Source organism: Psychromonas sp. MME1, assembly GCF_041080865.1.
In the GTDB taxonomy this organism is placed as follows: domain Bacteria; phylum Pseudomonadota; class Gammaproteobacteria; order Enterobacterales; family Psychromonadaceae; genus Psychromonas.
Genome location: NZ_CP160906.1, coordinates 1,517,580 through 1,542,597, shown reverse-complemented (window position 1 = coordinate 1,542,597; position 25,018 = coordinate 1,517,580). Strand labels below are relative to the sequence as shown.

22 protein-coding genes and 2 pseudogenes are annotated in these 25,018 nt (G+C 39.8%); 19 read left to right on the top strand and 5 right to left on the bottom strand.

Features of this window, described 5'->3' with window-relative positions; all coding sequences use genetic code 11:
• Window positions 1-5: 5 nt before the first annotated feature.
• From rodA to rsfS, 4 genes are read right to left on the bottom strand one after another with little or no spacing between them, the layout of a single operon-like run.
• Window positions 6-1,106 carry a rod shape-determining protein RodA gene (rodA, locus tag AB2N10_RS07125; protein ID WP_354624413.1) on the bottom strand — a complete coding sequence of 367 codons (1,101 nt, stop codon included), beginning with the start codon at window positions 1,104-1,106 and terminating at the stop codon, window positions 6-8.
• A 2-nt stretch (window positions 1,107-1,108) separates the two neighbouring features.
• Window positions 1,109-2,989, bottom strand: a complete 1,881-nt coding sequence (gene mrdA, locus AB2N10_RS07120; RefSeq protein ID WP_369434558.1) for a penicillin-binding protein 2 — start codon at window positions 2,987-2,989, stop codon at window positions 1,109-1,111.
• A 3-nt stretch (window positions 2,990-2,992) separates the two neighbouring features.
• Window positions 2,993-3,463, bottom strand: a complete 471-nt coding sequence (rlmH, locus tag AB2N10_RS07115) for a 23S rRNA (pseudouridine(1915)-N(3))-methyltransferase RlmH (protein WP_354624414.1) — start codon at window positions 3,461-3,463, stop codon at window positions 2,993-2,995.
• Window positions 3,463-3,789: a ribosome silencing factor gene (rsfS, locus tag AB2N10_RS07110; RefSeq protein WP_354624415.1), complete on the bottom strand. Its 327-nt coding sequence runs from the start codon at window positions 3,787-3,789 to the stop codon at window positions 3,463-3,465. The genes rlmH and rsfS overlap by 1 nt, the downstream gene beginning before the upstream one ends.
• Before the next feature lie 302 nt (window positions 3,790-4,091).
• On the opposite strand from rsfS, the gene mraZ reads away from it, so the two are divergent.
• From mraZ to AB2N10_RS07015, 19 genes and pseudogenes are all read left to right on the top strand, one after another.
• Window positions 4,092-4,550 carry a division/cell wall cluster transcriptional repressor MraZ gene (gene mraZ, locus AB2N10_RS07105; protein WP_354624416.1) on the top strand — a complete coding sequence of 153 codons (459 nt, stop codon included), beginning with the start codon at window positions 4,092-4,094 and terminating at the stop codon, window positions 4,548-4,550.
• Window positions 4,550-5,497, top strand: coding sequence for a 16S rRNA (cytosine(1402)-N(4))-methyltransferase RsmH (gene rsmH / locus AB2N10_RS07100; RefSeq protein WP_369434557.1), 948 nt, complete (start codon window positions 4,550-4,552; stop codon window positions 5,495-5,497). The genes mraZ and rsmH overlap by 1 nt, the downstream gene beginning before the upstream one ends.
• Before the next feature lies 1 nt (window position 5,498).
• Window positions 5,499-5,813 carry a cell division protein FtsL gene (gene ftsL / locus AB2N10_RS07095; protein ID WP_354624417.1) on the top strand — a complete coding sequence of 105 codons (315 nt, stop codon included), beginning with the start codon at window positions 5,499-5,501 and terminating at the stop codon, window positions 5,811-5,813.
• Window positions 5,810-7,393, top strand: coding sequence for a peptidoglycan D,D-transpeptidase FtsI family protein (locus AB2N10_RS07090; RefSeq protein ID WP_369434556.1), 1,584 nt, complete (start codon window positions 5,810-5,812; stop codon window positions 7,391-7,393). Before ftsL ends, AB2N10_RS07090 begins: the two co-directional genes overlap by 4 nt.
• Complete coding sequence (locus AB2N10_RS07085; RefSeq protein WP_369434555.1) at window positions 7,383-7,640, top strand: penicillin-binding transpeptidase domain-containing protein; 258 nt, start codon at window positions 7,383-7,385, stop codon at window positions 7,638-7,640. The genes AB2N10_RS07090 and AB2N10_RS07085 overlap by 11 nt, the downstream gene beginning before the upstream one ends.
• A 5-nt stretch (window positions 7,641-7,645) precedes the next feature.
• Window positions 7,646-9,169 (top strand): UDP-N-acetylmuramoyl-L-alanyl-D-glutamate--2,6-diaminopimelate ligase, encoded by a 1,524-nt coding sequence (gene murE, locus AB2N10_RS07080; protein ID WP_354624420.1) that lies wholly within the window; start codon window positions 7,646-7,648, stop codon window positions 9,167-9,169.
• Window positions 9,163-9,837, top strand: coding sequence for a Mur ligase family protein (murF, locus tag AB2N10_RS07075; protein WP_354624421.1), 675 nt, complete (start codon window positions 9,163-9,165; stop codon window positions 9,835-9,837). The genes murE and murF overlap by 7 nt, the downstream gene beginning before the upstream one ends.
• Complete coding sequence (locus tag AB2N10_RS07070; protein WP_369434657.1) at window positions 9,797-10,579, top strand: Mur ligase family protein; 783 nt, start codon at window positions 9,797-9,799, stop codon at window positions 10,577-10,579. Before murF ends, AB2N10_RS07070 begins: the two co-directional genes overlap by 41 nt.
• Before the next feature lie 53 nt (window positions 10,580-10,632).
• On the top strand, window positions 10,633-11,715 hold the full coding sequence (gene mraY / locus AB2N10_RS07065) for a phospho-N-acetylmuramoyl-pentapeptide-transferase (protein WP_354624423.1): 1,083 nt from the start codon (window positions 10,633-10,635) through the stop codon (window positions 11,713-11,715).
• A gap of 1 nt (window position 11,716) precedes the next feature.
• Window positions 11,717-13,051, top strand: coding sequence for a UDP-N-acetylmuramoyl-L-alanine--D-glutamate ligase (gene murD, locus AB2N10_RS07060; protein ID WP_369434554.1), 1,335 nt, complete (start codon window positions 11,717-11,719; stop codon window positions 13,049-13,051).
• A pseudogene (gene ftsW / locus AB2N10_RS07055) lies at window positions 13,048-14,249 on the top strand (putative lipid II flippase FtsW). The gene murD and the pseudogene ftsW overlap by 4 nt, the downstream one beginning before the upstream one ends.
• Window positions 14,242-15,324 (top strand): undecaprenyldiphospho-muramoylpentapeptide beta-N-acetylglucosaminyltransferase, encoded by a 1,083-nt coding sequence (gene murG, locus AB2N10_RS07050; protein WP_369434553.1) that lies wholly within the window; start codon window positions 14,242-14,244, stop codon window positions 15,322-15,324. Before ftsW ends, murG begins: the two are co-directional and overlap by 8 nt.
• 9 nt (window positions 15,325-15,333) lie before the next feature.
• Window positions 15,334-16,794, top strand: coding sequence for a UDP-N-acetylmuramate--L-alanine ligase (murC, locus tag AB2N10_RS07045; protein ID WP_369434552.1), 1,461 nt, complete (start codon window positions 15,334-15,336; stop codon window positions 16,792-16,794).
• Window positions 16,794-17,711, top strand: a complete 918-nt coding sequence (locus AB2N10_RS07040) for a D-alanine--D-alanine ligase (protein WP_369434551.1) — start codon at window positions 16,794-16,796, stop codon at window positions 17,709-17,711. Before murC ends, AB2N10_RS07040 begins: the two co-directional genes overlap by 1 nt.
• 26 nt (window positions 17,712-17,737) lie before the next feature.
• Window positions 17,738-18,454, top strand: coding sequence for a cell division protein FtsQ/DivIB (locus AB2N10_RS07035; RefSeq protein WP_369434550.1), 717 nt, complete (start codon window positions 17,738-17,740; stop codon window positions 18,452-18,454).
• A 62-nt stretch (window positions 18,455-18,516) separates the two neighbouring features.
• Entirely contained in the window at window positions 18,517-19,761 is a 1,245-nt protein-coding gene (gene ftsA, locus AB2N10_RS07030; RefSeq protein ID WP_369434549.1) for a cell division protein FtsA, read from the top strand.
• A 72-nt stretch (window positions 19,762-19,833) separates the two neighbouring features.
• Window positions 19,834-20,987, top strand: a pseudogene (ftsZ, locus tag AB2N10_RS07025) (cell division protein FtsZ).
• 82 nt (window positions 20,988-21,069) lie between these two features.
• Window positions 21,070-21,996 (top strand): UDP-3-O-acyl-N-acetylglucosamine deacetylase, encoded by a 927-nt coding sequence (gene lpxC / locus AB2N10_RS07020; RefSeq protein WP_354623707.1) that lies wholly within the window; start codon window positions 21,070-21,072, stop codon window positions 21,994-21,996.
• A gap of 220 nt (window positions 21,997-22,216) precedes the next feature.
• Window positions 22,217-23,092, top strand: a complete 876-nt coding sequence (locus AB2N10_RS07015) for an HDOD domain-containing protein (RefSeq protein WP_369434548.1) — start codon at window positions 22,217-22,219, stop codon at window positions 23,090-23,092.
• On the opposite strand, the gene AB2N10_RS07010 is transcribed toward AB2N10_RS07015, so the two are convergent.
• Window positions 23,079-24,689: a cation:proton antiporter gene (locus AB2N10_RS07010; protein WP_369434547.1), complete on the bottom strand. Its 1,611-nt coding sequence runs from the start codon at window positions 24,687-24,689 to the stop codon at window positions 23,079-23,081. The genes AB2N10_RS07015 and AB2N10_RS07010 overlap by 14 nt on opposite strands.
• Between the last annotated feature and the right edge of the window lie 329 nt (window positions 24,690-25,018).

Genomic DNA, 25,018 nt, shown 5'->3' with positions numbered 1-25,018 from the left:
TTCCCTTATTTTCTGTTGAAGCGTTTGTGAGTGTTAATCGACATTAGCACACCAAAACCTGCGAGTAATGTCACTATAGAGGTTCCACCAAAACTGATTAATGGCAGAGGCACACCAACGACGGGTAAAATGCCACTAACCATCCCAATATTAACAAAAATATAGACAAAAAATGTTAATATAATTGAGCCTGCAACGGCACGAGTGAAAGCATTTTGTGCTTGATTAGCTATCCATAGTCCGCGTGCAATAATTAAAATATAGATTGTTAATAATACCAGTATACCGACGAAGCCAAATTCTTCGGAAAAAACAGAAAATATAAAATCGGTATGTCGTTCAGGCAAAAACTCCAATTGGGATTGGGTGCCTTGTAACCAACCTTTACCCCATAAACCACCAGAGCCAATGGCTATTTTCGATTGAATAATGTGGTAGCCTGTACCAAGAGGATCTGCTTCAGGATTAAGTAATGTTAAGACGCGGCCTCGTTGATAGTCATGCATTAAATAAAACCATAGAATAGGGATAAACGCTAAAATTGCTGCCGTCGCCACTCCAATATATAACCATGATACACCGGATAAAAAGAGCACAAAAATACCCGATGAAGCAATTAAAATTGATGTGCCTAAATCGGGTTGTTTCGCAATCAATAAGGTTGGAATAATAATAATAGTAATAGCAATAAAGATTTGTTTAATGCGCGGTGGAAGTGTGTATTGGCTGATATAATAGGCCACCATGAAGGGCATAATAAGCTTCATGACTTCTGATGGTTGGAATTTTGTAAAGCCGAGATCTAACCAGCGCTGTGCACCTTTACCTGTATGTCCAACAACTAAAACGGCAATCAATAATAAGACGCAAATGATAAAGATAGCCGGTGTCCAGCGTTCATAAATTTCTGGTGATATTTGGGCTAATACTAGCATTACCGTAAAAGCGATAGTTAAACGAACAACCTGTCTATTTAACATCTCCATCCCTCCCACGGAATAGAGAATAGCTAAACTCATTGCCATTAAAGTAAAAATACCCAACAACAGGAATGGGTCAATATGCAAACGATAGAAAATACTCTTTTGAGCTTGTGTACTAACCATAATTAAAACCTCAATGATTGAGAATTTACTGCTTTATTATTGAAATACTCATCAAGCATTGTTCTTGCAATGGGTGCCGCGTGTGAGCTTCCGCCTCCCGCATTTTCTAAGATGACAGTGACAACGACTTCTGGAGAGTCAAAGGGGGCAAAGGCAACAAACATGGCGTTATCTCGGTGGTGTTCTTTCATGGTGCTAGCATCATATTTTTCATCTTCTTTCATGTTGACGACTTGCGCTGTACCCGATTTCCCCGCAACCGTATAGGCTGTATCAGCAAAGGCTCTATGCGCAGTACCTGTTTGTTCACTGGTTACTCCTCGCATTGCATTTAGTGCGATATCCCAATAGTGGGGATTATTTACTTGAATAGGTTGTTTCGTTTCACTGATTGGTGAAAAAGAGCCCTTTGCAGAGATTATCGATTTTAAAATACGTGGTTCGACGATCTCCCCTCGGCGAGCTAAAATTGTTGTGGCTTTAGTTAATTGAATAGGCGTTACTGTCCAGTAACCTTGGCCAATACCGATAGATATAGTGTCACCGTCATACCACGGTTGGCGAAAACGAGCTTGTTTCCATTCTCGGGAAGGCATTATTGCTTTGGTTTCTTCGGAAATATCCAAACCACTGTACTGACCAAAGCCAAAACTTTCCATAAATGGGTTAATGCGATCAATGCCAATTTTATAGGAGGCGTCGTAGAAAAAAGTGTCGCAACTTTGCTCTATTGCATGTTTAACATCGACCTTTCCATGCCCCCAACGTTTCCAGTCTCTAAAACGACGTTTTGTACCTGGTACAATCCACCATCCCGGATCGTTAATCACAGTGTTTTCGGTAATAACATCTGTATTTAATGCCACCAATGCCATTTGCGGTTTGATTGTTGAGGCCGGAGGATAACGACCCTGTGTTGCCCTATTGATGAGAGGGCGATCGGTCGAATTGATCAGCGCTTGATAGTTTTTGTTGCTAATTCCTTGAACAAAAAGGTTAGGGTCATAACTCGGGGTGGAAATAAGGGTTAAAATGCCGCCCGTTTTTGCATTCATTACTATCACGCTGCCACGTTGATTTCCTAAAAGTTCCTGTGCCTTTAGTTGTAATTTTATATCGATATTTAGTTTTAAATCTTTACCGGGTATGGGGGCTGTGTAATCAAGGGTACGGATCACTTTACCCCAACTATCAACCTCCACTTGTCGTTGTCCTGGAGAACCATGCAAGATATCTTCGTAATACCTTTCAATGCCGAGTTTTCCGATATATTTAGTACCACGATAAACTGAGCTTTCACCACGCTGTTCAATATTTTTTAAATCGCGACTATTGATTTTGGCAATATAACCAAGAACATGGGTAAAGGCATCACCAAAGGGATAAAAACGTTTTAGGCTTGCTTGGATAGAAAAGCCGACAAACTTATGTTGGTTTACAGTGAATAAGGCGACTTCTTTTTCTGTTAATTGCTCTTTGATGGTGATTGATTTGTAAGATCTTGCATGGCGGTTATTACGATAAAAATGTTCAATATCTTGATCGGTTAATGATAGGAGCTTTTGCAATTCCAACAAATTGGCTTTAAGATTTTTTGTTTTATTAACAATAACATCAAGACTGTAAACAGGTCGGTTCTCAGCTAAAATTATGCCATTTCTATCATAAATTAAGCCGCGATTAGGCGGAATAGTTTGTACGCTAATACGGTTTGAATTTGAACGTGTTTGATAACTTTCAAAGGAATTGATCTGTAAGTAATAAAGGTTACTAATTAAAATACCAATAGCGATAATAATAAAGATAAACACCACGATCGTTCGGCGCATAAATAGTGCTGACTCTGCGGAGTGATTTCTTATGTTAATTTTTTTCTTTACCACGAATTACTCACGGTGATAGGGGTGATTAATGGTTAATGTATAAGCCCTATATAAACTTTCAGCAACAATGATACGCACTAATGGATGGGGAAGAGTTAGTGCAGAAAGAGACCAACGTTGTTCGGATTTTTCGATACACTCCGGTGCTAATCCTTCAGGACCTCCGATTAACAAACTAATATTTCGTGCATCGAGTTGCCACTTTACCATCTCTTGGGCGAGTTGTTCGGTTGTCCACGCTTTACCGGTCACTTCTAGGGTGACTATCTTATTACCCTTGGGGATGGCAGCGAGGGTTAATTCCCCCTCTTTTTTTAAAATGCGCTTTATGTCCGCATTTTTGCCGCGTTTACCCGCGTTTATTTCTAACAATTCCAGTTGCATATCGTTAGGAAATCGACGCGCGTACTCTTGATATCCTTTTTCAACCCAGTCAGGCATTTTAGTACCGACTGCGATTAACTGAATTTTCATTAAGCTGACTGTTCCCAAAGTTTTTCTAATTGGTAGAACTGACGAGTTTCGTCTTGCATGACATGTAGTACGACATTTCCTAGGTCAACGAGTACCCATTCACTGCCTTCTAGTCCTTCTATCCCTAATGGAGCTTCGCCTTCTTTTTTAGCAGCGAGGGCGGTTTGTTCTGCTACTGAGCGGACGTGACGTTTAGAGTTACCAGTACAAATGATCATTGTGTTGGTGACATCTGATGTTTCTGATACGTCAACGACAGTAATATCTTTCGCTTTCATGTCTTCAATTTGTTGTAACACAAACGCTTTTAATTGTTGCTCTTGCAAAGGATGTTCCTTTATTAAATGGATAAAAAATTTTATAAGCTGGGCAGTATAACATGCTCACACAGTAGATGAACAAATTTGATGTTAATTTCACATGTGGCTTTTTGTTTTGTTTTTTATAAAAAACAAATAAACGTAAATTTTTTTTTGAGATATAGCGCAGATAAATTTACTTCCCTTGACTTGCAATAATTAGCGACTTTATTACACTTGCAACACTAAATGTGGTAAAAAGTGTTTAAATGTGGATTTTTGTGTCATAATTTTTGAATTTTAACGACTCAGAGCGTGGAAGCTAATTAATGTTGCGTGGTGCGAGTGCTATTAATCTTGATAGTAAAGGAAGAATTGCTATTCCAACGCGGTATCGCGAATGGTTGGGCGATACTTGCCAAGGGCAATTTGTCTGCACTATCGATTTGCAATCACCTTGTCTATTGCTCTATCCCATTAATGAGTGGTTATTAATAGAAAACAAATTGCGCTTGTTATCCAGTACCGATCCACAGGAAAGACGTTTACAACGATTAATTTTGGGATACGCAACTGAGTGTGAATTAGATGCAGGTGGACGTACCTTAATAGCCCCCACATTAAGGCAACATGCACAGCTACAAAAAAAAACGATGTTAGTGGGCCAATTAAATAAATTTGAACTCTGGGATGAAGCGATGTGGCATCAACAAGTACAACAAGATTTGCAACAGGGTTTACCTTCAAACGATGAATTGAGCGAACGACTAAAAGGATTTTCACTGTAATGGCTGAACATATCACGGTATTGCTCGACGAAGCAGTTAATGGCTTAGCACTTAACAAAGCGGGTATCTATGTAGATGGCACATTTGGTAGAGGTGGCCATTCTCGTCATATTTTAAAACAACTCGGTGAAAATGGTCGATTAATTGCGATCGATAGGGATCCTCGTGCAATCGCTGCGGGGGAGGCGCTGATGTTAGAAGATCCGCGTTTTACCATTATTCATGGGCCATTCTCAGGTCTAGCTGACTATATCAAAGCATTAGGTCTAGAAGGTAAAATTGATGGCGTGCTTTTAGATCTCGGAGTCTCTTCGCCACAGCTTGATGATGCCGAGCGTGGATTTAGCTTCATGCGAGATGGCCCCTTAGATATGCGCATGGATCCAACATCGGGTATCAGTGCGGCAGATTGGTTAGCAAAAGCGGATGTTGATGATATTGGCTGGGTGTTAAAAACATTTGGCGAAGAAAAATTCGCCTACCGCATTGCTCGAGCCATTGTCGAGGATCGCAAAGAAACTCCTTTTGTACGTACCTTGCAATTAGCAAAATTGATTGAACGTCTTTGCCCTAAAAGAGAGAAAAATAAACACCCTGCAACACGTGCCTTTCAAGGGATACGAATTTATATCAATAGTGAATTAGAAGAAATTCAAAAAGTATTAGAAGGGGCGTTAGATATTCTTGCTATTGGCGGACACTTATCTGTTATTAGTTTTCATTCACTTGAGGACAGAATTGTAAAACGCTTTATTCGTAAGCAAGAGAAAGGTCGCGAATACCCATCTGGTTTACCATTGACAGAAGCACAAATGCAACATGGAAAAACCTTAAAAGCAGTCGGAAAGGCATTAAAACCTTCGCCACAAGAAATTAGTGAGAATGTGCGAGCACGTAGTTCTGTTTTACGCGTTGCCCAAAAAATAGCAGAGCCTGAGAGAAATTAAATTGAGTGAAGCTCGTGATAGTTTGCTGCTTTTGATTTTAGCAGACCTACGTAGAAATGGATTAGCAATCATTATCGCTTTGAGCATTTTACTTAGTGCTTTTTATAACATCTATATCACCCATCAAACGCGTGAATTAGTGACCTTAAAAGAGCAATTATCACAGTACAAAGATAATTTAATGATTGAGAAACGTAATCTTTTACTTGAAGAGCATACTTTGGATGAACATAGTCGCATCCGGCGTATAGCAAACAAAAAATTATCGATGTCACAACCGACTAAGCACAATAGCGTATTAGTGGAACTCCCATGAATAATAAGAAACGGATTTCAATAAAAAGTAAAAAGAGTCAACAGATTAAGAAGAACAAAGTATACGCCAACTTTTCATCGTGGCGTTATATTACTGTGTCTGTCATTATTTCTTTGATTGCGCTTTTACTTATTAGTCGTCTAGCCTACTTACAAGTTGTAGAGCCAGAATATTTAGCGAATGAAGCGGATAAACGCAGCTTACGAGTGACAAATTCTATTGCTCATCGAGGTGATATTTCAGACCGTCATGGTGAAGAGCTCGCGATTAGTGTGCCTGCCTATGCAATTTGGGTCGATCCAAAGGCGGTCAAGGATAAATATGCATTTACAAAAGAAGAATGGTTACAAAGTGTTGAAATAAACCCTCGTACAGGCAAAGAAATTCATACTAAAAACTATTTTTATGAATCAAAAAAATGGCCTGCATTAGCGGAAGTCTTAGATATCGACATGAAAAGCTTAGCGGCGATTATCGAAAAACCTAATTCACGATTTGCCTACCTTAAACGGCAAGTTAATAATTCGGTTGTACAATACATTGATAAATTAAATTTAGCGGGCATTGCAAAACAGGTTGAATCACATCGTTATTATCCCACCGGCGAGATTAATGCCAATATCTTGGGGTTGACTGACCTTGATGCACAAGGTATTGAAGGCATTGAGAAAAGTTATAACGACTATCTGCAAGGACAAAATGGTTCGAAACGGGTGCGTAAGGATAGGCTTGGTAATGTTATTGATAATATTGAAATATTAAAAGAAAGAAAAGCAGCGGGTAATTTACAACTGAGCATTGATCAACGAATTCAAGCTGAGGCCTATAGCCAATTAAAGCTTGCCGTTGAAATTAATGAAGCAACTTCCGGATCGATTGTCGTGATTGATGTGAAGTCCGGAGAAATATATGCGATGGCAAACTACCCCTCTTTTAATCCCAATGATCGTGAACAATACCAACCCTATAAATTAAGAAATAGAGCCATTACCGATACCTTTGAACCAGGGTCGACTGTTAAGCCATTGGTCGTGGCAAGTGCGTTAGTCAATGGTAAGGCTGATATTGATGAAGTGATTGATACCTCTCCTGGGTGGATGCACATAGGTGGTAGACGTGTACGTGATGGTAAAAACCTAGGTAAAATTGATTTAGCAATGATTCTGAAAAAGTCGAGTAATATTGGAGTGAGTAAATTAGCGTTACGATTACAACCGGATCAATTGCAGCAAACCTTTGCAAATTTCGGCTTTGGTAATGACACGGGTATCGCCTTAATTGGTGAAAGTGTTGGACGTTTACCGTTGCGTAAACGTTGGTCTGATTTTGAACTTGCGACGATGTCCTTTGGCTATGGTATTACCACGACAACACTACAATTAGCAAAAGCCTACGCTATCTTAGGCAGTGGTGGTGTTGAATATCCTATTTCAATATTGAAAAACACCTCGCCAGCAGTTGGTGAACAGGTTATTCCTCGTCAAATTGCCCGTGAAGTTGTTGCGATGATGGAAGGGGTAAGTCAAAAGGGCGGCACCGCACCGCAGGCTAAGGTAGAGGGGTATCGTATTGCCCGGTAAAACAGGGACATCACGTAAAGCTGAAGCTGGTGGGTATGGTGATGACTATGTTGCGGTATTTGCAGGATTAGCACCTATTAGCAACCCACGTTTTGCAATTGCAGTGATGATTAATGAACCGCAAGGTGATCGCTATTACGCTGGCGATGTTGCGGCACCTGTTTTTTCCGCAGTGATGAAGAGTGCACTGTTATTGACGCACATTCGACCTGATGATGAAAATGAACGTTATACCCTATTGGAGTAATATTAATGATGGGCCATACATGCCATAAAATACCTTTAGATAAATTATTAACACCTTGGTTTGTATGTGATTTTGATTCTATATATGTGTCAGGGATAACCCTTGATAGTCGTGAAATAGTTGCCGATAACCTTTTTGTTGCATTACAAGGGGCCAAACTAGATGGGCGTGCTTATATTGACAACGCGATAGCTCAAGGGGCTTGCGCTGTTTTATCGGAGACTAAACAGCCTAACGAACACGGTCATATTACCCTTAATGGGGCCGTACCTATTATCAGTATCTACCAACTTAGTGCCATCCTAAGTGGACTCGCCTACCGTTTTCATTTTCAAGAAAAACCCTTGCATAAGGTTATCGCTGTTACGGGCACCAATGGCAAAACTACCATAGCCAGTTTATTAGCTAACGCCTTTACCTTATTAGGCTTGCAAAGTGCACAAATGGGGACCATTGGTAATGGGCTGTTTGGAAAGCTAAAAAGTAGTGAAAATACGACACTGGATGCACTTTCTGTTTTTGCTCAATTAAATTGCTATCAAAGTAGTGGTGTCGATTATACGGTGATGGAGGTTTCATCCCATGGTTTAGCACAGGATCGCGTTTCTGCTCTGCCTTTCCATAGTGCTATTTTTACTAATTTGTCGCGTGATCACCTCGACTATCATGAAACCATGGAAAATTATGCAGCTACCAAAAAGCGCTTGTTCACGGAATACCCGTTAACGCATCGCATTATAAATGGTGATGATCTCGTTGGCCGAACATGGCTAAGCGAGTTTCCCGATGCGATAGTCTATGGATTTAATGCTAGTGACTTTGCCCAGCTGCACAGATATTTACAGATCACAAATGTTGAATATTTAGCAAAAGGTATCACTTTTTCATTTACCTCTTCCTGGGGAAAAGGCAATATTAGCGCCCCGTTTTATGGTGATTTTAATGTTGCTAATTTAGCCGCGGTATTAACACAATTATTGGCTGAAAATTTTCCAGTATCAGTGCTTGAGGCACTTTTTACTAAGTTAAGTGCCGTACCCGGTCGTATGGAGCAGTACCTTTTTGCAAAGCAAAAAGTGACCTTTGTTGTCGATTATGCACATACCCCAGATGCCTTGGAAAAAGCACTCGTCGCCTTACAAAAACATAAATCGTCGGGGCGTTTGATTGCAGTATTCGGCTGTGGGGGCGATAGAGATAAGGGTAAACGTGCTGAAATGGCTAAAATAGCAGAGACGTTTGCCCAAAAAGTAGTATTAGTTGATGATAATCCCCGTAGTGAGCCCGCTAGTGAGATTATGAAAGATATTCTAAGCGGTTTTACTAAACCCGATGAAGTAGAGGTTATTCATGACAGAGAACAAGCTATTTTATCTTTATTAGCAACAAGCCAGCCCAATGATATTATATTGCTTGCGGGGAAAGGCCATGAAGATTATCAAATTATTGCCGATAAACGCTATGACTACAGCGATAGAAAAGTATTAGCCGAATTACAAAAACAATATAATAGGATAGATGAATGTTAAGTTTAAGTGTTGCTGAAATTGCATTGGCAACGGGAGGGGATATTTTTAATGAACCGGCGAGCGAGTTGGTGATCGACTCGGTTTGTACTGATAGCCGTAATGTTAACATGAACTCTCTATTTATTGCTTTACAGGGCGCGTCATTTGATGCACATGCGTTTATTGATGACGTTGAAAGTCGTGCTGCTCTATTGTTAGTGCATAGAAAAGTTAATACAGGATTACCTTATATTTTAGTGAAAGACACGCGTATTGCCCTGGGGCTTTTAGGTGCCTATGTCAGAGATAAAATTGAAGGGCTTAAGTGCGCAGCGATCACAGGTAGTAATGGTAAAACCACAACGAAAGAGTTATTGAGTCAAATATTACGGCAGCATGATCCAGCGAAAGATGCCGTGTTGGCGACAGCTGGCAATTTTAATAATGATATTGGTTTACCTTTAACACTATTACGTTTAAGCCAATCGAACCATTTCGCTGTTGTAGAGCTAGGGGCAAATCACCCTGGTGAAATTGCCTATACAGCAAAGCTTGCTAAACCTGATGTAGCGCTGATTAATAATGTTATGCCAGCTCATTTAGAAGGGTTTGGAATAGCTTGCCGGGGTTGCAAAAGCCAAGGGAGAAATTTGGCAAAGTTTATCTGCACAAGGTATTGCTGTACTTAACCTTGATGCTGATTTTGTTAATGATTATCAGCAGCAGATTGAACAGCAAGGCAATAAAATAATTACATTTTCCATAAGTAATGCTTGCGCTAATTTATTTGCGAGTAATATTCGCTATGATGCAATGGGCAATGGCCGTTTTACTTTAAATATAGAATACGATAATGAACATCAGATGGTTGACATCCAATTAAATATAGCCGGTCAACATAATGTAAGTAATGCACTTGCTGCTGCGAGTATGGCGATTGCTTTAGGATGTGATATTGATGCTATCCAATTAGGGCTTAACGCTTTGCATGCGGTATCAGGCAGAGTCAACTGTACTGCGATTAATGAGTTTATTTCGTTGATAGATGATACCTATAATGCAAATTCGGCATCCGTTAAAGCTGCTATTGATCTATTGGCTTTGCAGGAAGGGGCAACTTTACTTATTTTAGGTGATATGGCGGAGTTAGGGCAATATAGCGAGCAGGAGCATATTGCTGTTGGAGAGTATGCGGCATTGAAAAATATCGAACAGCTATTGACCGTTGGTATATTGAGCGAAAAAACATCAATTGCATATAATGAATCTACCGATAAAAACGCAATACATTTTACGAATAAACAAGCACTTAATGATTATTTACGAGAACATATTCTATCTAATCGAACAAAAGTTACTATTTTGGTTAAAGGCTCTCGTGGCGCAAAAATGGAAGACGCTGTGGCATTTATTAAACAGGCGTCACATTAACTTTTAGTCGATATTGTAATCATATTTTAATAAATTTATTAACAGGAAAAAACATGATTGTTTGGTTAGCAGAATTACTTTCAAGTTATTTTACATTCTTTAATGTATTGACCTACCTTTCAGTTCGTACCGTGATGGCGGTACTGACCGCATTGGCATTTTCGTTATGGTTCGGCCCTAAACTTATCCGATTTTTGCAACGAATGCAGATAGGTCAAGTAGTGCGTAATGATGGTCCCGAATCCCACTTTAGTAAGGCTGGCACCCCAACGATGGGCGGGATTATGATCCTAGCAGCTATCTGTTTATCAATATTACTCTGGGCGCGTTTAGATAATTATTATGTGTGGATTGTGCTCTTTACTACGCTTGCCTTTGGTGGTATCGGTTTTATGGATGATTATTTAAAAGTCGTACGTAAGCATCCCGATGGATTAATTGCACGTTGGAAATACTTTTGGCAATCTATAACGGCATTATTGTTAGGTGCAGTGCTAATGTATAGTGCATCTAGCCCTGCTGAAATGACCTTTGTGGTGCCCTTTTTTAAACAATATATGCCTTACCTGGGATTGCTATTTATTCCTCTGGTTTATTTCACTATCGTTGGTAGCAGTAATGCGGTAAACCTAACCGATGGTTTGGATGGTTTAGCTATTATGCCAACTGTAATGGTAGCTGCGGCCTTTGCTCTTATTGCTTATTTGACCAGCCATGTTAATTATGCCCACTATTTATATATACCTTATATCCCCAAGGCGAGTGAATTGGTTATTGTTTGTGGAACGATTGTCGGTGCGGGTTTAGGTTTCCTATGGTTTAACACCTATCCTGCGCAAGTGTTTATGGGTGATGTGGGCTCTCTTGCTTTAGGGGCATTGCTTGGGATCATTGCCGTATTAGTACGCCAAGAAATATTATTGGTGATCATGGGAGGGATTTTTGTGATTGAAACGCTGTCAGTCATTCTCCAGGTTGGTTCCTATAAAATGCGTAAACAACGAATCTTTCGTATGGCCCCCATACACCATCATTATGAAAAGAAAGGATGGCCAGAGCCGCGTGTGATTGTACGTTTTTGGATTATTACCATTGTCATGGTATTGATTGGTCTTGTCACATTAAAGGTTCGTTAATATGGATAAACAACAGGTTGGAGTGATTGGATTAGGGGTAACGGGGGTATCTTGTGTCGATTTTTTGCATGCACAAGGATACCGGGTCACCGTATTTGATACCCGTGATTGCCCACCTGAGGTCGATAAGCTAAATGGTGACGTTACTCTTCTCCTTGGCCCTTTAACTGGAACGGAATTAGCAAAATTCCCACTGCTTGTGGTGAGCCCTGGCTTGCCACTTAGCTTACCTGCAATACAGTTTGCCATTGAACAGGGTGTTGAAGTCATCGGCGATATAGAATTATTTGCGAGGCAGCTACAAACGCAACCATATCAACATGCAAAGCTTGTTACAATCACCGGCTCTAATGGAAAAAGTACCGTAACAACGCTACTTGGCGAAATGGCAAAGCAAGACAATATTAATGTTGCCGTTGGTGGTAATATTGGCATTCCTGCATTACAACTGCTTGCGCCAAATATTGACTTATATATTCTTGAGTTATCTAGCTTTCAATTGGAAACAACCCATTCATTACTTGCTGATGTTGCGACTATTTTAAACATTAGTGAAGATCATTTAGATAGATATGACTCTTTTCAACATTACGCGCAAACCAAACAATTTATTTATACGCAAAGCAAAAAGGCACTCTATAACCGAGATGACCTTTTAACTTTACCAGTAAACGAAGCACAACCCCAAAATAGCTTTGGTTTCGATGAGCGAGACTACGGCATAGTAAAGGATGAACAGGGCAATATCTGCTTAGCTCACCAAGGCGCGCCATTTTTTGCCGTACAACAGCTGAAGTTAAGTGGTAAACATAACTGGTTGAACGCACTCGCCGCCTTTGCATTAGGGGAAGCGGTTGGCATCAGTAAAAAGGCGATGTTAACGACACTAAAAAACTATTCCGGATTAAGGCATCGTTGTGAATTTATTGCTGATATTAATGGTGTACGTTGGATAAATGACTCGAAAGCGACCAATGTAGGTGCTACACAGGCGGCCTTGATGGGGCTATCTGCGACCATTGCAGGTAAGGTTCATGTTATTTTAGGCGGCGAAGGAAAGGGGGCTGATTTTAGCGAGCTAACTGCAGTGCTACAGGAAGTGGAAGGGTTAATAGTCTGTTTTGGTAAAGATGCAGAGCAAATTATGGCTGTCAGTGGGCGTGCTCAGCGTGTCAACAACTTAGATGAAGCCGTGCAATTAATTGCAGCAAACAGTGACCGTGGTGATTTAGTTATTTTAAGTCCAGCCTGTGCCAGTCTTGATATGTATCGTAATTTCATGGCTAGAGGGGATCATTTTAAGGCGTTGGTGAGCGCCATGGAAGCACAAGGATGACCTGGTTTTATAAACTATTTGCCATTGATCCTAAGCAACAAGCTTATGATAAGCCACTGCTTATTATTGTCTTAATTTTAATGTCAATTGGTATGGTTATTGTGGCATCGGCTTCAATTCATGAGGGGATTGCCATTGATGATGATCCCTTTCGCTTTCTTAAGCGTCAGTTCTTATATATCATGGTCTGTTTCGTGATACTCGCCGTTGTTGTTTCTATTCCGATGCACAAATGGTATGAAAAACAAAATTTATTTTTAATGGGGGCGTTGTTAGGTTTACTGGCCGTTATCTTTGTCGGTACGGAAGTAAATGGCGCACATCGCTGGTTGAGAGTTGGCCCATTAAATATACAGCCTTCTGAATTTGCTAAGTTATCTATTATTCTTTTTCTAGCGAGTTACCTTGTTCGTCGTCAAGCTGAGGTTGTTGATACCATCAAGGGATTTGTTAAGCCTTTAGTGTTGTTAAGTGTTTTTGCGCTTCTTTTGTTGTTGCAACCAGACCTTGGTTCACCGTGGTGATCGTAGTCGTTATGATGGGAATGCTATTCATTGCTGATGCTAAATTGATCTCCTTTATTGGTATTGCCGTCTCTTTATTAGCCGTTATTGTAATGCTGATTGTCACTTCTCCCTATCGAATGGCGCGCGTATTTGGTTTTTTAGATCCTTGGGCAGATCCCTTTGGTCGCAGCTATCAATTAACACAATCTTTAATGGCTTTTGGGCGTGGCGGTTGGTTTGGTCAGGGATTGGGTAATTCAGTACAAAAGCTGGAATATTTACCGGAAGCACATACCGATTTTATTATGGCTATACTCGCTGAAGAGTTGGGGTTCGTTGGTGTTACAATTGTTATCCTGTTGGAGTTTGTTTTAGTTTACAAAGCCTTTTCTATTGGTAAAAAAGCCCTATTGATCTCGAATATCTTTTCTGGCTATGTTGCCATTGGCATTGCTATCTGGTTTGCATTTCAAACCGCTGTTAATGTTGGTGCTGCATCGGGCATCGCCCCAACTAAGGGATTAACATTACCTTTGGTTAGCTACGGGGGCTCTAGTTTGGTCACGATTGCGATTGGGGTTGGACTACTGTTACGGATTGACTTTGAGACGCGGCAAGCCTCTTCACAGGTGCGCATGAGTAATAAAAAACAACGCAACAAAGCAACAATAAAAGAAGAAATTGATGAATAATAAGTCACTTTTAGTCATGGCAGGAGGGACTGGCGGTCATGTGTTTCCTGGGTTGGCAGTCGCAGACAAACTACAACAACAAGGTTGGCATGTATACTGGCTTGGCACGGCTGACCGTATGGAAGCTCAACTGGTGCCTGAGTATGGTTACCCCATTGATTTTATTGATATTGCAGGTGTCCGAGGGAATGGTTTAAAGCGTATGCTACTCGCTCCCTTTAAAATCATTAAATCGATTAGACAGGCGCGTCAGGTTTTAAAACAACGTAATATAAAATTGGTCTTAGGTATGGGCGGCTTTGCTAGTGGTCCGGGGGGGATAGCCGCATGGAGTATGGGAATTCCCGTTGTTTTACATGAACAAAATGCCGCCATGGGGCTAACAAATAAAATATTATCTCATTTTGCTAAAAAAGTGTTGCTGGGTTTTGCGAGTGATATTAAAGCGGCGAATGCGCAATTAGTAGGCAATCCTGTCCGTGAAAAATTGATTAATCTGCCAGCAAAAAAAATATCAGATAAAGCAATGCCGTTAAAGGTACTGATTGTTGGTGGTAGCTTAGGCGCCAAGGCATTAAATGAGTTATTACCGAAAGTTGCTCGCCATTTTAGTGAATCACAAATAACGATTATTCATCAAACGGGCAAGATGCACTATCAGAGCGTGAAACAAGCTTATCAAGAATACAACTCAGCCTCTGACGTACGTGCGTTTATTACGGACATGGATGAAGTATACAGTTGGGCCGATTTAATTATTTGCCGTGCAGGGGCGTTAACGGTTGCTGAAATTGCGGTGGTTGGTTTACCCGCTATTTTTGTTCCACTACCCTATGCCGTAGATGACCACCAAACTAAAAATGCACAACAATTAGTTGATTTACAAGCAGCTGTGTTGATACCTCAAAAAGAACTCAATGACGATTTATTGAGTGATTATTTGCGTAAATTCAGCGAGAATAGAGAGTTGCTTAAAGTGATGTCTAATAATTGCAGAAAAGCAGCCATTACAGATGCGACCGAGCGCGTTGCGACTATCTGTAATCAACTTATTACATTAACAAAAAAAGATTAGTGATTTATTATGACAAAAATTGAACTCGCACAAATACGTACCATTATTCCTGAAATGCGTCGCGTTAAACAGATTCATTTTATCGGAGTGGGTGGTGCCGGTATGGGCGGGATCGCCGAAGTACTTGCCTATGAAGGTTACCATATTACCGGATCGGATATTGCTGAGAATGCGGTTGTTAAGCGTCTGCGTGCTATCGGCGCTGATATTTTTATCGGCCATAAGCAGGAAAATATCTATGGCGCATCGGTAGTGGTCGTATCTACGGCTATCGCTGCCGACAATGCCGAGTTGTTGGCGGCTCAACAGGCGCGTATTCCCGTTGTGCGTCGCGCTGAAATGTTAGCTGAATTAATGCGCTATCGACATGGTGTTGCCATCGCTGGGACACATGGTAAAACAACCACGACAAGCTTAATTGCGAGTATTTATGGACAAGCGAATTTAGATCCTACTTTTGTTATTGGAGGATTACTCAATAGCGCAGGCACCAACGCAAAGTTAGGCCAAAGCCGCTATTTGATAGCTGAAGCCGATGAAAGTGATGCATCATTCTTACATTTACAACCAATGGTATCAGTGATCACCAATATTGAAGCTGATCATATGGATACGTATCAGGGGAATTTTGAAGTATTAAAAGATACTTTTGTGCAATTTATACAAAACTTACCTTTTTACGGCACAGCCGTTGTTTGCCTAGATGATAAAGTGATAGAGTCATTAATACCTCGCTTTGCGCGGCAATGTATCACCTATGGTTTTCATGAGCAGGCCGATGTAAGAATCTCTGATTTTAAACAGACAGTGACACGCAGTGAGTTTGTTGTACATCGAGTGAATAGGGAAGCATTAACCATTCAACTTAATTTACCCGGCAAACATAATGCTTTAAATGCAGCGGCGGCGATTGCCGTTGCCATGGAAGATAATATCGATGATAGTGATATTCTCAATGCACTTAATGAGTTTCAAGGTATTGGGCGTCGTTTTGAGCAGTATGGTGAATTTGAAACCGGACGTGGTAAAGCGATGCTTATTGACGATTATGGGCACCATCCAACGGAGGTACTTGCCACCATTAACGCCATTAAAGAAGCTTGGCCAGAAAAACGGCTATTAATGGCATATCAACCTCATCGCTATACCCGTACACGGGATCTTTATGAAGATTTTTCGCAGGTATTAGCACAGGTTGATCAGCTCTTTTTACTAGATGTTTACGCTGCCGGAGAAGCGCCTATACCGGGCGCTGACAGCCGTTCATTATGCCGAACAATTCGCCTTAGTAGTGGTAAAGAGCCCATTTTTGTCCCGACCCCTGAAGCGCTACCGATGATGTTGGCACAAATAATTGGTGATGGTGACATTGTCTTAACACAAGGTGCCGGTAATATTGGTGGTGTAGTAAAATTACTTGCAGAATTACAATTAGACATACAAAAAATGCAACAAGTAGGAAATGAATAATGAGTGTTGATTTTGGTAAAGTTGCTGTTTTATTAGGGGGAAATAGTGCCGAGCGTGAGGTTTCGTTGCGCTCTGGTCGTGCAGTACTCGATGCCTTATTACGTCAGGGGGTTGATGCCATTGGCGTGGATCCTAAACATGATGATATTACGCAATTAAAAACGGGGATTGATCGTGTCTTTATCGCTTTGCATGGTAGAGGCGGTGAAGATGGCTGCATCCAAGGATTTTTAACCACGCTGCAAATTCCTTTTACGGGAAGCGATGTGCTTAGTTCTGCGATTGCAATGGATAAATCTAAAAGTAAACAAATTTGGCAAAGTTCGCAATTGCCCACTGCTCATTATCAACTAATTGTCAAAGATCACTTTAACCCTGAACACGCAGAGGATATACTTGCCAAGTTATCGGGAACTGTCATGGTTAAACCTGTTAATGAAGGTTCCAGTATTGGCATGGCAAAAGCTACAAATGTTAATGAATTACTTGCGGCACTAACGCAAGCGTTTACATTTGATAATAAAGTGCTATTAGAAACGTGGATTACTGGGCAAGAATACACGGTAACTATATTAAATGGTCAAGCTTTACCTGCAATTCGCATGCAAACAGCCAACATATTCTATGATTATCAAGCTAAATACCAATCTACGGATACCCAGTATTTTTGTCCCTGTGGATTAGACCCGCAAAAATTAGCGCAATTAAATGACCTTGCCGTTAGCGCATTTGCTGCGATTGGTTGCAGTGGTTGGGGACGGGTAGATTTTATGTTGGATACGCAAGGAAATTGGTATCTCCTTGAAGTAAATACCGTACCTGGTATGACTGAAACAAGTTTAGTACCCAAAGCAGCAAAGCAAGCTGGTCTTGAGTTCGACGAACTTGTTTTAGAAATATTGAAGCAAACATTATAATTATTATGTGGGATAAATTAAAGCAGGTGAAATTTGGTAAATTAGTTAGTTTACTGTTTTTTATTACTTTAATTTATTTCCTTCAGTATGGTTATTTTAGAGTAAGTGCTTGGTTAACTGATCAGCAATCGATGCCATTGAGCTCATTGATTTTAACGGGTAATATTAAGCACATTGCCGTAAATGATGTACGTAAAATTCTTATTGCACAGCAAAACAGATTGAATTTTTTTACATTAGAAATTGCAGAAATACAGCAGGAAATAGAAAATCTGCCATGGGTTTATTCTGCCTCGATTCGTAAACGTTGGCCGGATACATTAAAAATTCATATTGTTGAGCAATCAATTGTTGCAATATGGAATGATAAAACGCTATTAAATCGTTTTGGTGAGATAATTACGGTTTCACCCGATACCACGGATGATAAATTAGCGACACTTTACGGCGAAGATCAGTTTGCGGGTGATATATTAACTGATTATATGAAAATTAATCGCTTACTGAAGGTGAATAAATTTAAAATAGCCTCTTTAACAAGTGATAAACGTCATTCAAGTGACGTTACGTTAGATAATGGAATCGCATTACGTTTAGGTCAGGAGCAACAACTTGATCGTATTCAACGTTTCTTAAGTGTGTATCCTTTACTTGAAAAAGAATATGATATAACAACAATCGATTATATTGATTTGCGTTATGATACTGGTTTCGCAATCGGTTGGAAAAATAAGTTAAAATGAGATTAATCAAAATTGCAGAATTTAACTGCTTTTCACTAAAAAACAGATGGTAAAACGTGAGCATGGAAACGAGTTACACAGTTGGATTAGATATTGGTAGCAGCAAAATCGTACTGCTTATCGGTGAAGAGCTTGCCGATAACACCATTAATATTGTTGGTATTGGCGAGTCTACTTCGAAAGGAGTGGATAAAGGCTTAGTTATTGATTTGAATTCTGTCGTAGAGGCGATTAAAACGGCTCTGGAACGTGCAGAGAAAATGGCAGACTGCTCAGTTTCATCGGTTAACCTAAATGTGTCTGGCTCTCATATTGAATCATTAAATGAATCAGGAACATGGGCAATTGAGGATCATGAAGTCAGCACATATGATGTGGAGAGTGTTTTACACAACGCTCGCTCTGTGAAAATTCGTGATGACCAACGTCTTTTAGATGTGATACCACAGGAGTTTTCTATCGACTCTCAGGGGCATATTAAAAACCCATTGGGGCTATCGGGAGTAAAATTAAAAGCAGACGTTCATTTAATAACTTGTCATAACGATTTAGTGAAAAATTTAGAAAAAGCCGTAGAACGATGTGGCTTGGTTATTAATCAGCTTACCTTTTCAGGTGTCGCTTCAAGCTGTTCAATTTTAAGTGAAGATGAAAAAGAGTTAGGTGTCTGCGTTGTTGATATGGGGAGCGGTACCATGGATATCTCCATTTATGTTGCAGGGGCGCTAAAATACAGTTTAGTACTTGATTACGCAGGAAATTCGGTGACGAATGATATTGCCATTGCTTTTAGTGCTCCGCCCAGTTCTGCGGAGGAGATCAAGGTTAAACATGGCAGTTTGAATTTAGATCAAATAGATGATGATGAGATGATTGAGTTGCCGAGTGTCGGTGGTCGAGATATGCGTCGTTTACCCCGAAAGACATTAATCAACGTGATCGAGCCGCGCTATAGTGAATTACTAACGATGGTGAAAAAAGAGATCTATAAGTTAGATCGAAAATTTGTCAGTGAAGGGTTGAAGCAGCAATTAGCCGCTGGAATAGTGTTAACGGGAGGTGCTGCACAAATCCCGGGCTTAGTTGAAGTTGCTGAAAAAGTTTTTGATAATATACAGGTTCGCATTGGTAAACCGCAGAATATTCAAGGTTTAGCCGAATTTGTTGATACTGCTGCATACTCTACTGCGGTGGGACTGTTACGTTATAAAAATGAGGGATTTTCAGTGAATCATGAAACAATCATAGAAAATCCATTGATAGTATTTTTTAATAGAATAAAAAGTTGGATAAAAAAAGAATATTAGTTGGTATGATATATCTCACCAAGGTGGAGACACATAATGTCTGAACAATTAAATAAAGTGGAAAAAGAGCAAATGTTTGAAATAGTTGACGAAGAGCATACACAACAGGCAGTCATTAAAGTCGTCGGCGTCGGTGGCGGTGGTGGTAATGCGATTAATCATATGATTGATAAAGGGCTAACGGGAGCTGAGTTCATTGCAATGAATACTGATGCTCAAGCATTACGTTCATCTAAAGCCACGGTACGTTTGCAGCTTGGTGCCTCGATTACGCACGGGTTAGGTGCGGGCGCTAACCCTGAAGTTGGGTATAAATCAGCATTAGAAGATAAAGAAAATATTCGTAATATTTTAGCTGGCGCAGATGTAGTGTTTATTGCGGCAGGTATGGGGGGAGGAACGGGAACGGTGCTTCACCTGTTGTCGCGGAAGTGGCTAGTGAACTTGGTGCTTTAACTATTGGTGTTGTCTCTAAGCCTTCATTTTTTGAAGGTAAAAAACGCATTAATTATGCGAGTCAGGGGATTGCCAGATTATCGGAGCATATTGACTCTTTATTAATCATCCCAAATGATAAATTACAAAAGTCATTACCTAAAGGTGTTACCTTCCTTGGTGCATTAGAAGCTGCAAATGGTGTGTTGTATGATGCAGTATCTGGTTTTTCTGCCATAATTAATAACGAAGAAAGTACCATTAACATTGACTTTGCTGATGTCAGAACCGTAATGACAGAAGCTGGTACCAATGCGGTAATGGGAATTGGTGTTGCAAAAGGTGAAGCACGCGCGGAAGAAGCTGTTGAACTTGCTATCTCTTGTCCGCTTCTTGAAGACGTTGACTTATCTAATGCACGTGGAGTGCTTGTTCATATTGTGGCTGGTATGGACTTCACTTGGGATGAATATGAAACGGTTGGTGATGCAATACGTGAGTTCGCCTCAGAAGACTCACAAATTATCATCGGTGTATCTGTTGATCCAAAACTTGATACCGCTGAACTGCATGTAACCGTGATTGTGACGGGTCTTGGGGAGCGTAAATCAGACCTTAGTGTGGTGAAAAACCCAGTGGCATCGGCAGAGACTCCTGTTGCAGTGAATGCGGTAGAAGAAAAAGCCACAGCAGATGAATCATCAGAACAGGTCGAAGATTCATTGTCTAAGGAAAAACCAGAGAGTAACTATTTAGATATTCCTGCGTTTTTACGTAAACAAGCCGATTAATAGGTCGATTTGATATTTGTGATATATATCTCAAACTGATATACTCCGCAAAAATCGAAATATGCGATAGATAGGGGCTAAGATGATTAAACAAAGAACATTAAAGAAAAGTGTTAAATCAACAGGTATTGGTTTGCACTCAGGAAATAAAGTGACGATAGAGTTACATCCTGCGCCTGCTAATACAGGCATTGTTTATCGTCGTATCGATTTAAATCCTGTTGTAACATTTAAAGCGCATGCTAGAGCCGTTCAAGAAACGCTTTTGTGTACTTGTTTAGTGAATGAGCAGGGTGAAAAAATTTCTACGGTTGAGCATCTCTCTGCTGCGTTAGCCGGATTAGGTATTGATAATATTATTATTGATGTCGATGCACCTGAAATTCCGATTATGGATGGTAGTGCTAGTCCATTTATCTTTTTATTACAGTCGGCGGGTATTGAAGAACTTAATGCGGCAAAGAAATTTATTCGTATTAAAAAAACAGTTCGTGTTGAAGATGAAAAAGAGGGTAAATGGGCCGAATTACAGCCATCAGCATCAGGCTTTAGTTTAGACTTTAAAATTGATTTTGATCACCCCGTATTCGAAGGTCAAAATCAACATATAGAGATGGATTTTTCTGGTGATCTCTTTGTAAAAGAGATTAGTCGCGCAAGAACCTTTGGATTCATGAAGGGTGTTGAGCAGCTACAAGCTAATAACTTAGCGCTTGGTGCAAGCTTAGATAATGCCATTGGCTTGGATGAGTTCCGGGTTTTAAATCCAGAAGGCTTACGCTACGAAGATGAGTTTGTGAAACATAAAGTGTTAGATGCCATTGGTGATCTCTATCTTTCTGGTTACACCATCTTAGGTCACTTGAAGGCTTATAAAACAGGGCATGCATTGAATAATCAATTATTATGCGCAATGTTAGAAGATCAAGAAGCTTGGGAAATGGTGACATTTGAAGAGCCAGTGAGTGAATCACCTGTTCAATATATTGAGCCAGTCTTCGCCGTTTAACAAAATGCTCTCATCTATCTAAAAATAACCTGATAATCGTTGCTGTTTATCAGGTTTTTTTATGGTTAATAAATAGTTTTATCTAACTGTAAAATAGATCCACAATTTTCGCTAATTGGTATTATTATCACAACGCATCTCTCTATTTGCTGATTTTTATATTTCGATTCTAAATAGCTACCGCTATACTTTTTATTTTATAAAGTGTACTAAGGTAGATATGTATTCACAGCAAATTGATAGGATTAATAAGCAACTTTTATCAGATAATATCGAAAATAGCTTACTACCTATTCCTGAAAATTTAATGGCGCTGCGGCGTTTATGCCATCGCCTTGATTCATCTATCTATGATGTTGAATTAGCGGTTGCTAAGGAGCCTGCATTTGCTACCTATATACTTAAATTAGGGAATTCAGCCCTGTATAGTACGGGCAAAGCGGCGAGTATAAACCTGCTCTCGGTTATACAACGCATCGGAATGCATAGCGTTAGTCAATATGCACTCACATTTGTACTTAAAAATCTTCATGAGCAGCAATTTGTATCGCCTGATATCGCCGCTTTGTTACAAGAAAATTGGCGGCTTGCTTGGGATTTATCCCAACAAGCGACGCAACTCTATACCCAGCATCGTTTAAGCGGCAGTGCCAACGTCAAAAAAATAGATATTTCAGATATTTTATTACTGGGTATTTTACAACATACGGGGCGTTTAGCTGTGCTTAGCGATTTTAGTTTACAGTATCAATGTGGCTTTTCTCACCGTGAAGAGGAAATGAGCAAGCGTGCAGATCTGCTCAACACAAGGTTGTTACCTTTGTTGTTTAAGCATTGTGGATTACCTGTCAATTATGCTCAACTATTTACCACCGTCCCTGACCATAAACAGCCGTTACATGCCATGGATTACCTGTTTGCAGCCGCCTTATTAAAAGCGCAGGAAGAGTCACAAGAAAAAACAGCGCATTATAATCTGTTATTGGATAACTTTAACCAAGCAGCGATAGTTAAAATAGCGGAACGTTTGTCTCATTTACAGATAATAACAATGGAAGCGTTAAACCTTGAGTCACTCCCTTTTACAGACCTCTAGCGAGTTTTGCCTCACCTACTAAGAGTCGTGCCGTCTCATGCTGCGCATTGACAAAAGATTTAATGTTAAATTCTGAAAATTCACTGACTTCCTCATCAGTATTTACCTTTACAATCAAATTTGCATCTGGGTAATAATTCAATACGGCCTGACAAATTATTTTTTTAGTACGTATTGTATTCATCGTGAGAATGATATTTGCAGATTGTTCGATTCGTAAGGATTCTAATACAGGCAACTTATCTAAGTGACCAAAATAGGCACGATAACCGCAAGTCCTTGCTTTTAAAACATGCTGTAAGTTATCGGATATAATTAAAAAATTAATTTCTTCTTTTTGTAATTGATCCGCTGTCATTTGTCCAAGGGTTGCAAAGCCACAAATCACCGTATGATTTTCAATACTAATGGGGGTTATTTTATCGGATTCGAAGAATTCAGTGACAAAGAGGGCGGCTAATTTATAAATATTATTTACGATAAAAGGGGTTATTAGCATCGATAACACGGTCACGAGTATCAAAAAACTAGCGAGTTCAGGTGATAAAAGGTGGTAACTACTCGCTAATGAAAAAATAGCAAAGGAAAACTCACCAATTTGACAGAGGGCAAGGGCTGATTTTAAGGCATCACTTTTACTCGATTTTCTTCTAATCAAGAAGTAGACAATAATAGCCTTAATAAACATAGCAAACAGCAGCACAGCAAAGACAAGATATAAATTGCTAATAAAATAGAGCACATCGATTTTAGTGCCAATGGAAAAGAAAAATGCCCCGAGTAAAAGATCTTTATAGGAGGCTATATCGGACTCTACTTTTACGTGAAATGTGCTCTCTGCAATGATCATCCCAGCAATAAATGCGCCTAATGAGTATGTAAAGCCCATCGCATGCGCTAACAGTGATGCGCCAACAACGATGGCCAATACGGATGCTAAAAATAACTCTTCTAGTTGCGCATTACTGGAGAAATGCAGTAACCATGAAATGATTTTTTTACCGAGAGTAAACATGAATATAATAACAAGGGTAGCGGATAAAAAGGTTTTTATTAGTACATCGCTTAAAGACAACTCGGTATTGGCTAAAAAGCTGATGAGTAACAATATAGGGATAACGGCTAAATCTTGAAAGATTAATATAGCCACGGATTTTACCCCATAGGGGGTGACGACATCTTTTGATTTTTTTAAATAGGTTAAAACGATAGCCGTCGATGAGAGGCTAAATGCCAGCGAGATGATAATGCAAGCGGTTGTATTGAGAAGAAAAATATACGATGCGATAATATAGATAACAACAGCACTTAAAGTGACCTGTATAAAACCATTAAAGAAAATAACCTCCTTCATTTTTTGTAATTTAGAAAATGACATTTCTAAACCGATGGTGAACATAAGAAATACAATGCCAAACTCACCAATAAGCTCTAATGCGTTGAGATCATCGCTGCCATTAAAATCAAAAATATTACTGATGATTGTACCTGTGATGATATAGCCAATAATATGTGAGACTGAAAACTTTTTCAGTACAATATTTAGCACACTGGCAATGGCGAGTGATATAAAAATAATGATTAAAATGGAGTCCATGTATCTACCTAGTCATTTTCCGTATTGATATTAAAACTATTTTAAGCAATATAAGTTCCAATTGTTATCTATTTTTATAGTTAACAACGGTGATGCCCATGTTAACGGATGGTGCATTTCCTTACTGACTTTGCATCTTGCAGACGCATGGGCATATCAGTCTGCTGTATTGTCAATGCAACATTGCTATTGTTTGGCGCATTTTTGCACCAAAAAAGTGAAAAGACAGAAATAAAAGGGAGGTAACATGCTAATTGTGTCATTAGACACAATTAGCACCTATCGCTAAGGCGTTTCCATTGTCGAAGTCAAAAAAGAGATATATTCGA

Bases quoted from the DNA above. Each gene is read 5' to 3' on its own strand.
- rodA (WP_354624413.1), bottom strand. From the start codon at position 1,106: ATGGTTAGTACACAAGCTCAAAAGAGTATTTTCTATCGTTTGCATATT.
- rlmH (WP_354624414.1), bottom strand. From the start codon at position 3,463: ATGAAAATTCAGTTAATCGCAGTCGGTACTAAAATGCCTGACTGGGTT.
- mraZ (WP_354624416.1), top strand. From the start codon at position 4,092: ATGTTGCGTGGTGCGAGTGCTATTAATCTTGATAGTAAAGGAAGAATT.
- rsmH (WP_369434557.1), top strand. From the start codon at position 4,550: ATGGCTGAACATATCACGGTATTGCTCGACGAAGCAGTTAATGGCTTA.
- AB2N10_RS07090 (WP_369434556.1), top strand. From the start codon at position 5,810: ATGAATAATAAGAAACGGATTTCAATAAAAAGTAAAAAGAGTCAACAG.
- murE (WP_354624420.1), top strand. From the start codon at position 7,646: ATGATGGGCCATACATGCCATAAAATACCTTTAGATAAATTATTAACA.
- murF (WP_354624421.1), top strand. From the start codon at position 9,163: ATGTTAAGTTTAAGTGTTGCTGAAATTGCATTGGCAACGGGAGGGGAT.
- mraY (WP_354624423.1), top strand. From the start codon at position 10,633: ATGATTGTTTGGTTAGCAGAATTACTTTCAAGTTATTTTACATTCTTT.
- murD (WP_369434554.1), top strand. From the start codon at position 11,717: ATGGATAAACAACAGGTTGGAGTGATTGGATTAGGGGTAACGGGGGTA.
- murG (WP_369434553.1), top strand. From the start codon at position 14,242: ATGAATAATAAGTCACTTTTAGTCATGGCAGGAGGGACTGGCGGTCAT.
- murC (WP_369434552.1), top strand. From the start codon at position 15,334: ATGACAAAAATTGAACTCGCACAAATACGTACCATTATTCCTGAAATG.
- AB2N10_RS07040 (WP_369434551.1), top strand. From the start codon at position 16,794: ATGAGTGTTGATTTTGGTAAAGTTGCTGTTTTATTAGGGGGAAATAGT.
- ftsA (WP_369434549.1), top strand. From the start codon at position 18,517: ATGGAAACGAGTTACACAGTTGGATTAGATATTGGTAGCAGCAAAATC.
- lpxC (WP_354623707.1), top strand. From the start codon at position 21,070: ATGATTAAACAAAGAACATTAAAGAAAAGTGTTAAATCAACAGGTATT.
- AB2N10_RS07015 (WP_369434548.1), top strand. From the start codon at position 22,217: ATGTATTCACAGCAAATTGATAGGATTAATAAGCAACTTTTATCAGAT.
- AB2N10_RS07010 (WP_369434547.1), bottom strand. From the start codon at position 24,689: ATGGACTCCATTTTAATCATTATTTTTATATCACTCGCCATTGCCAGT.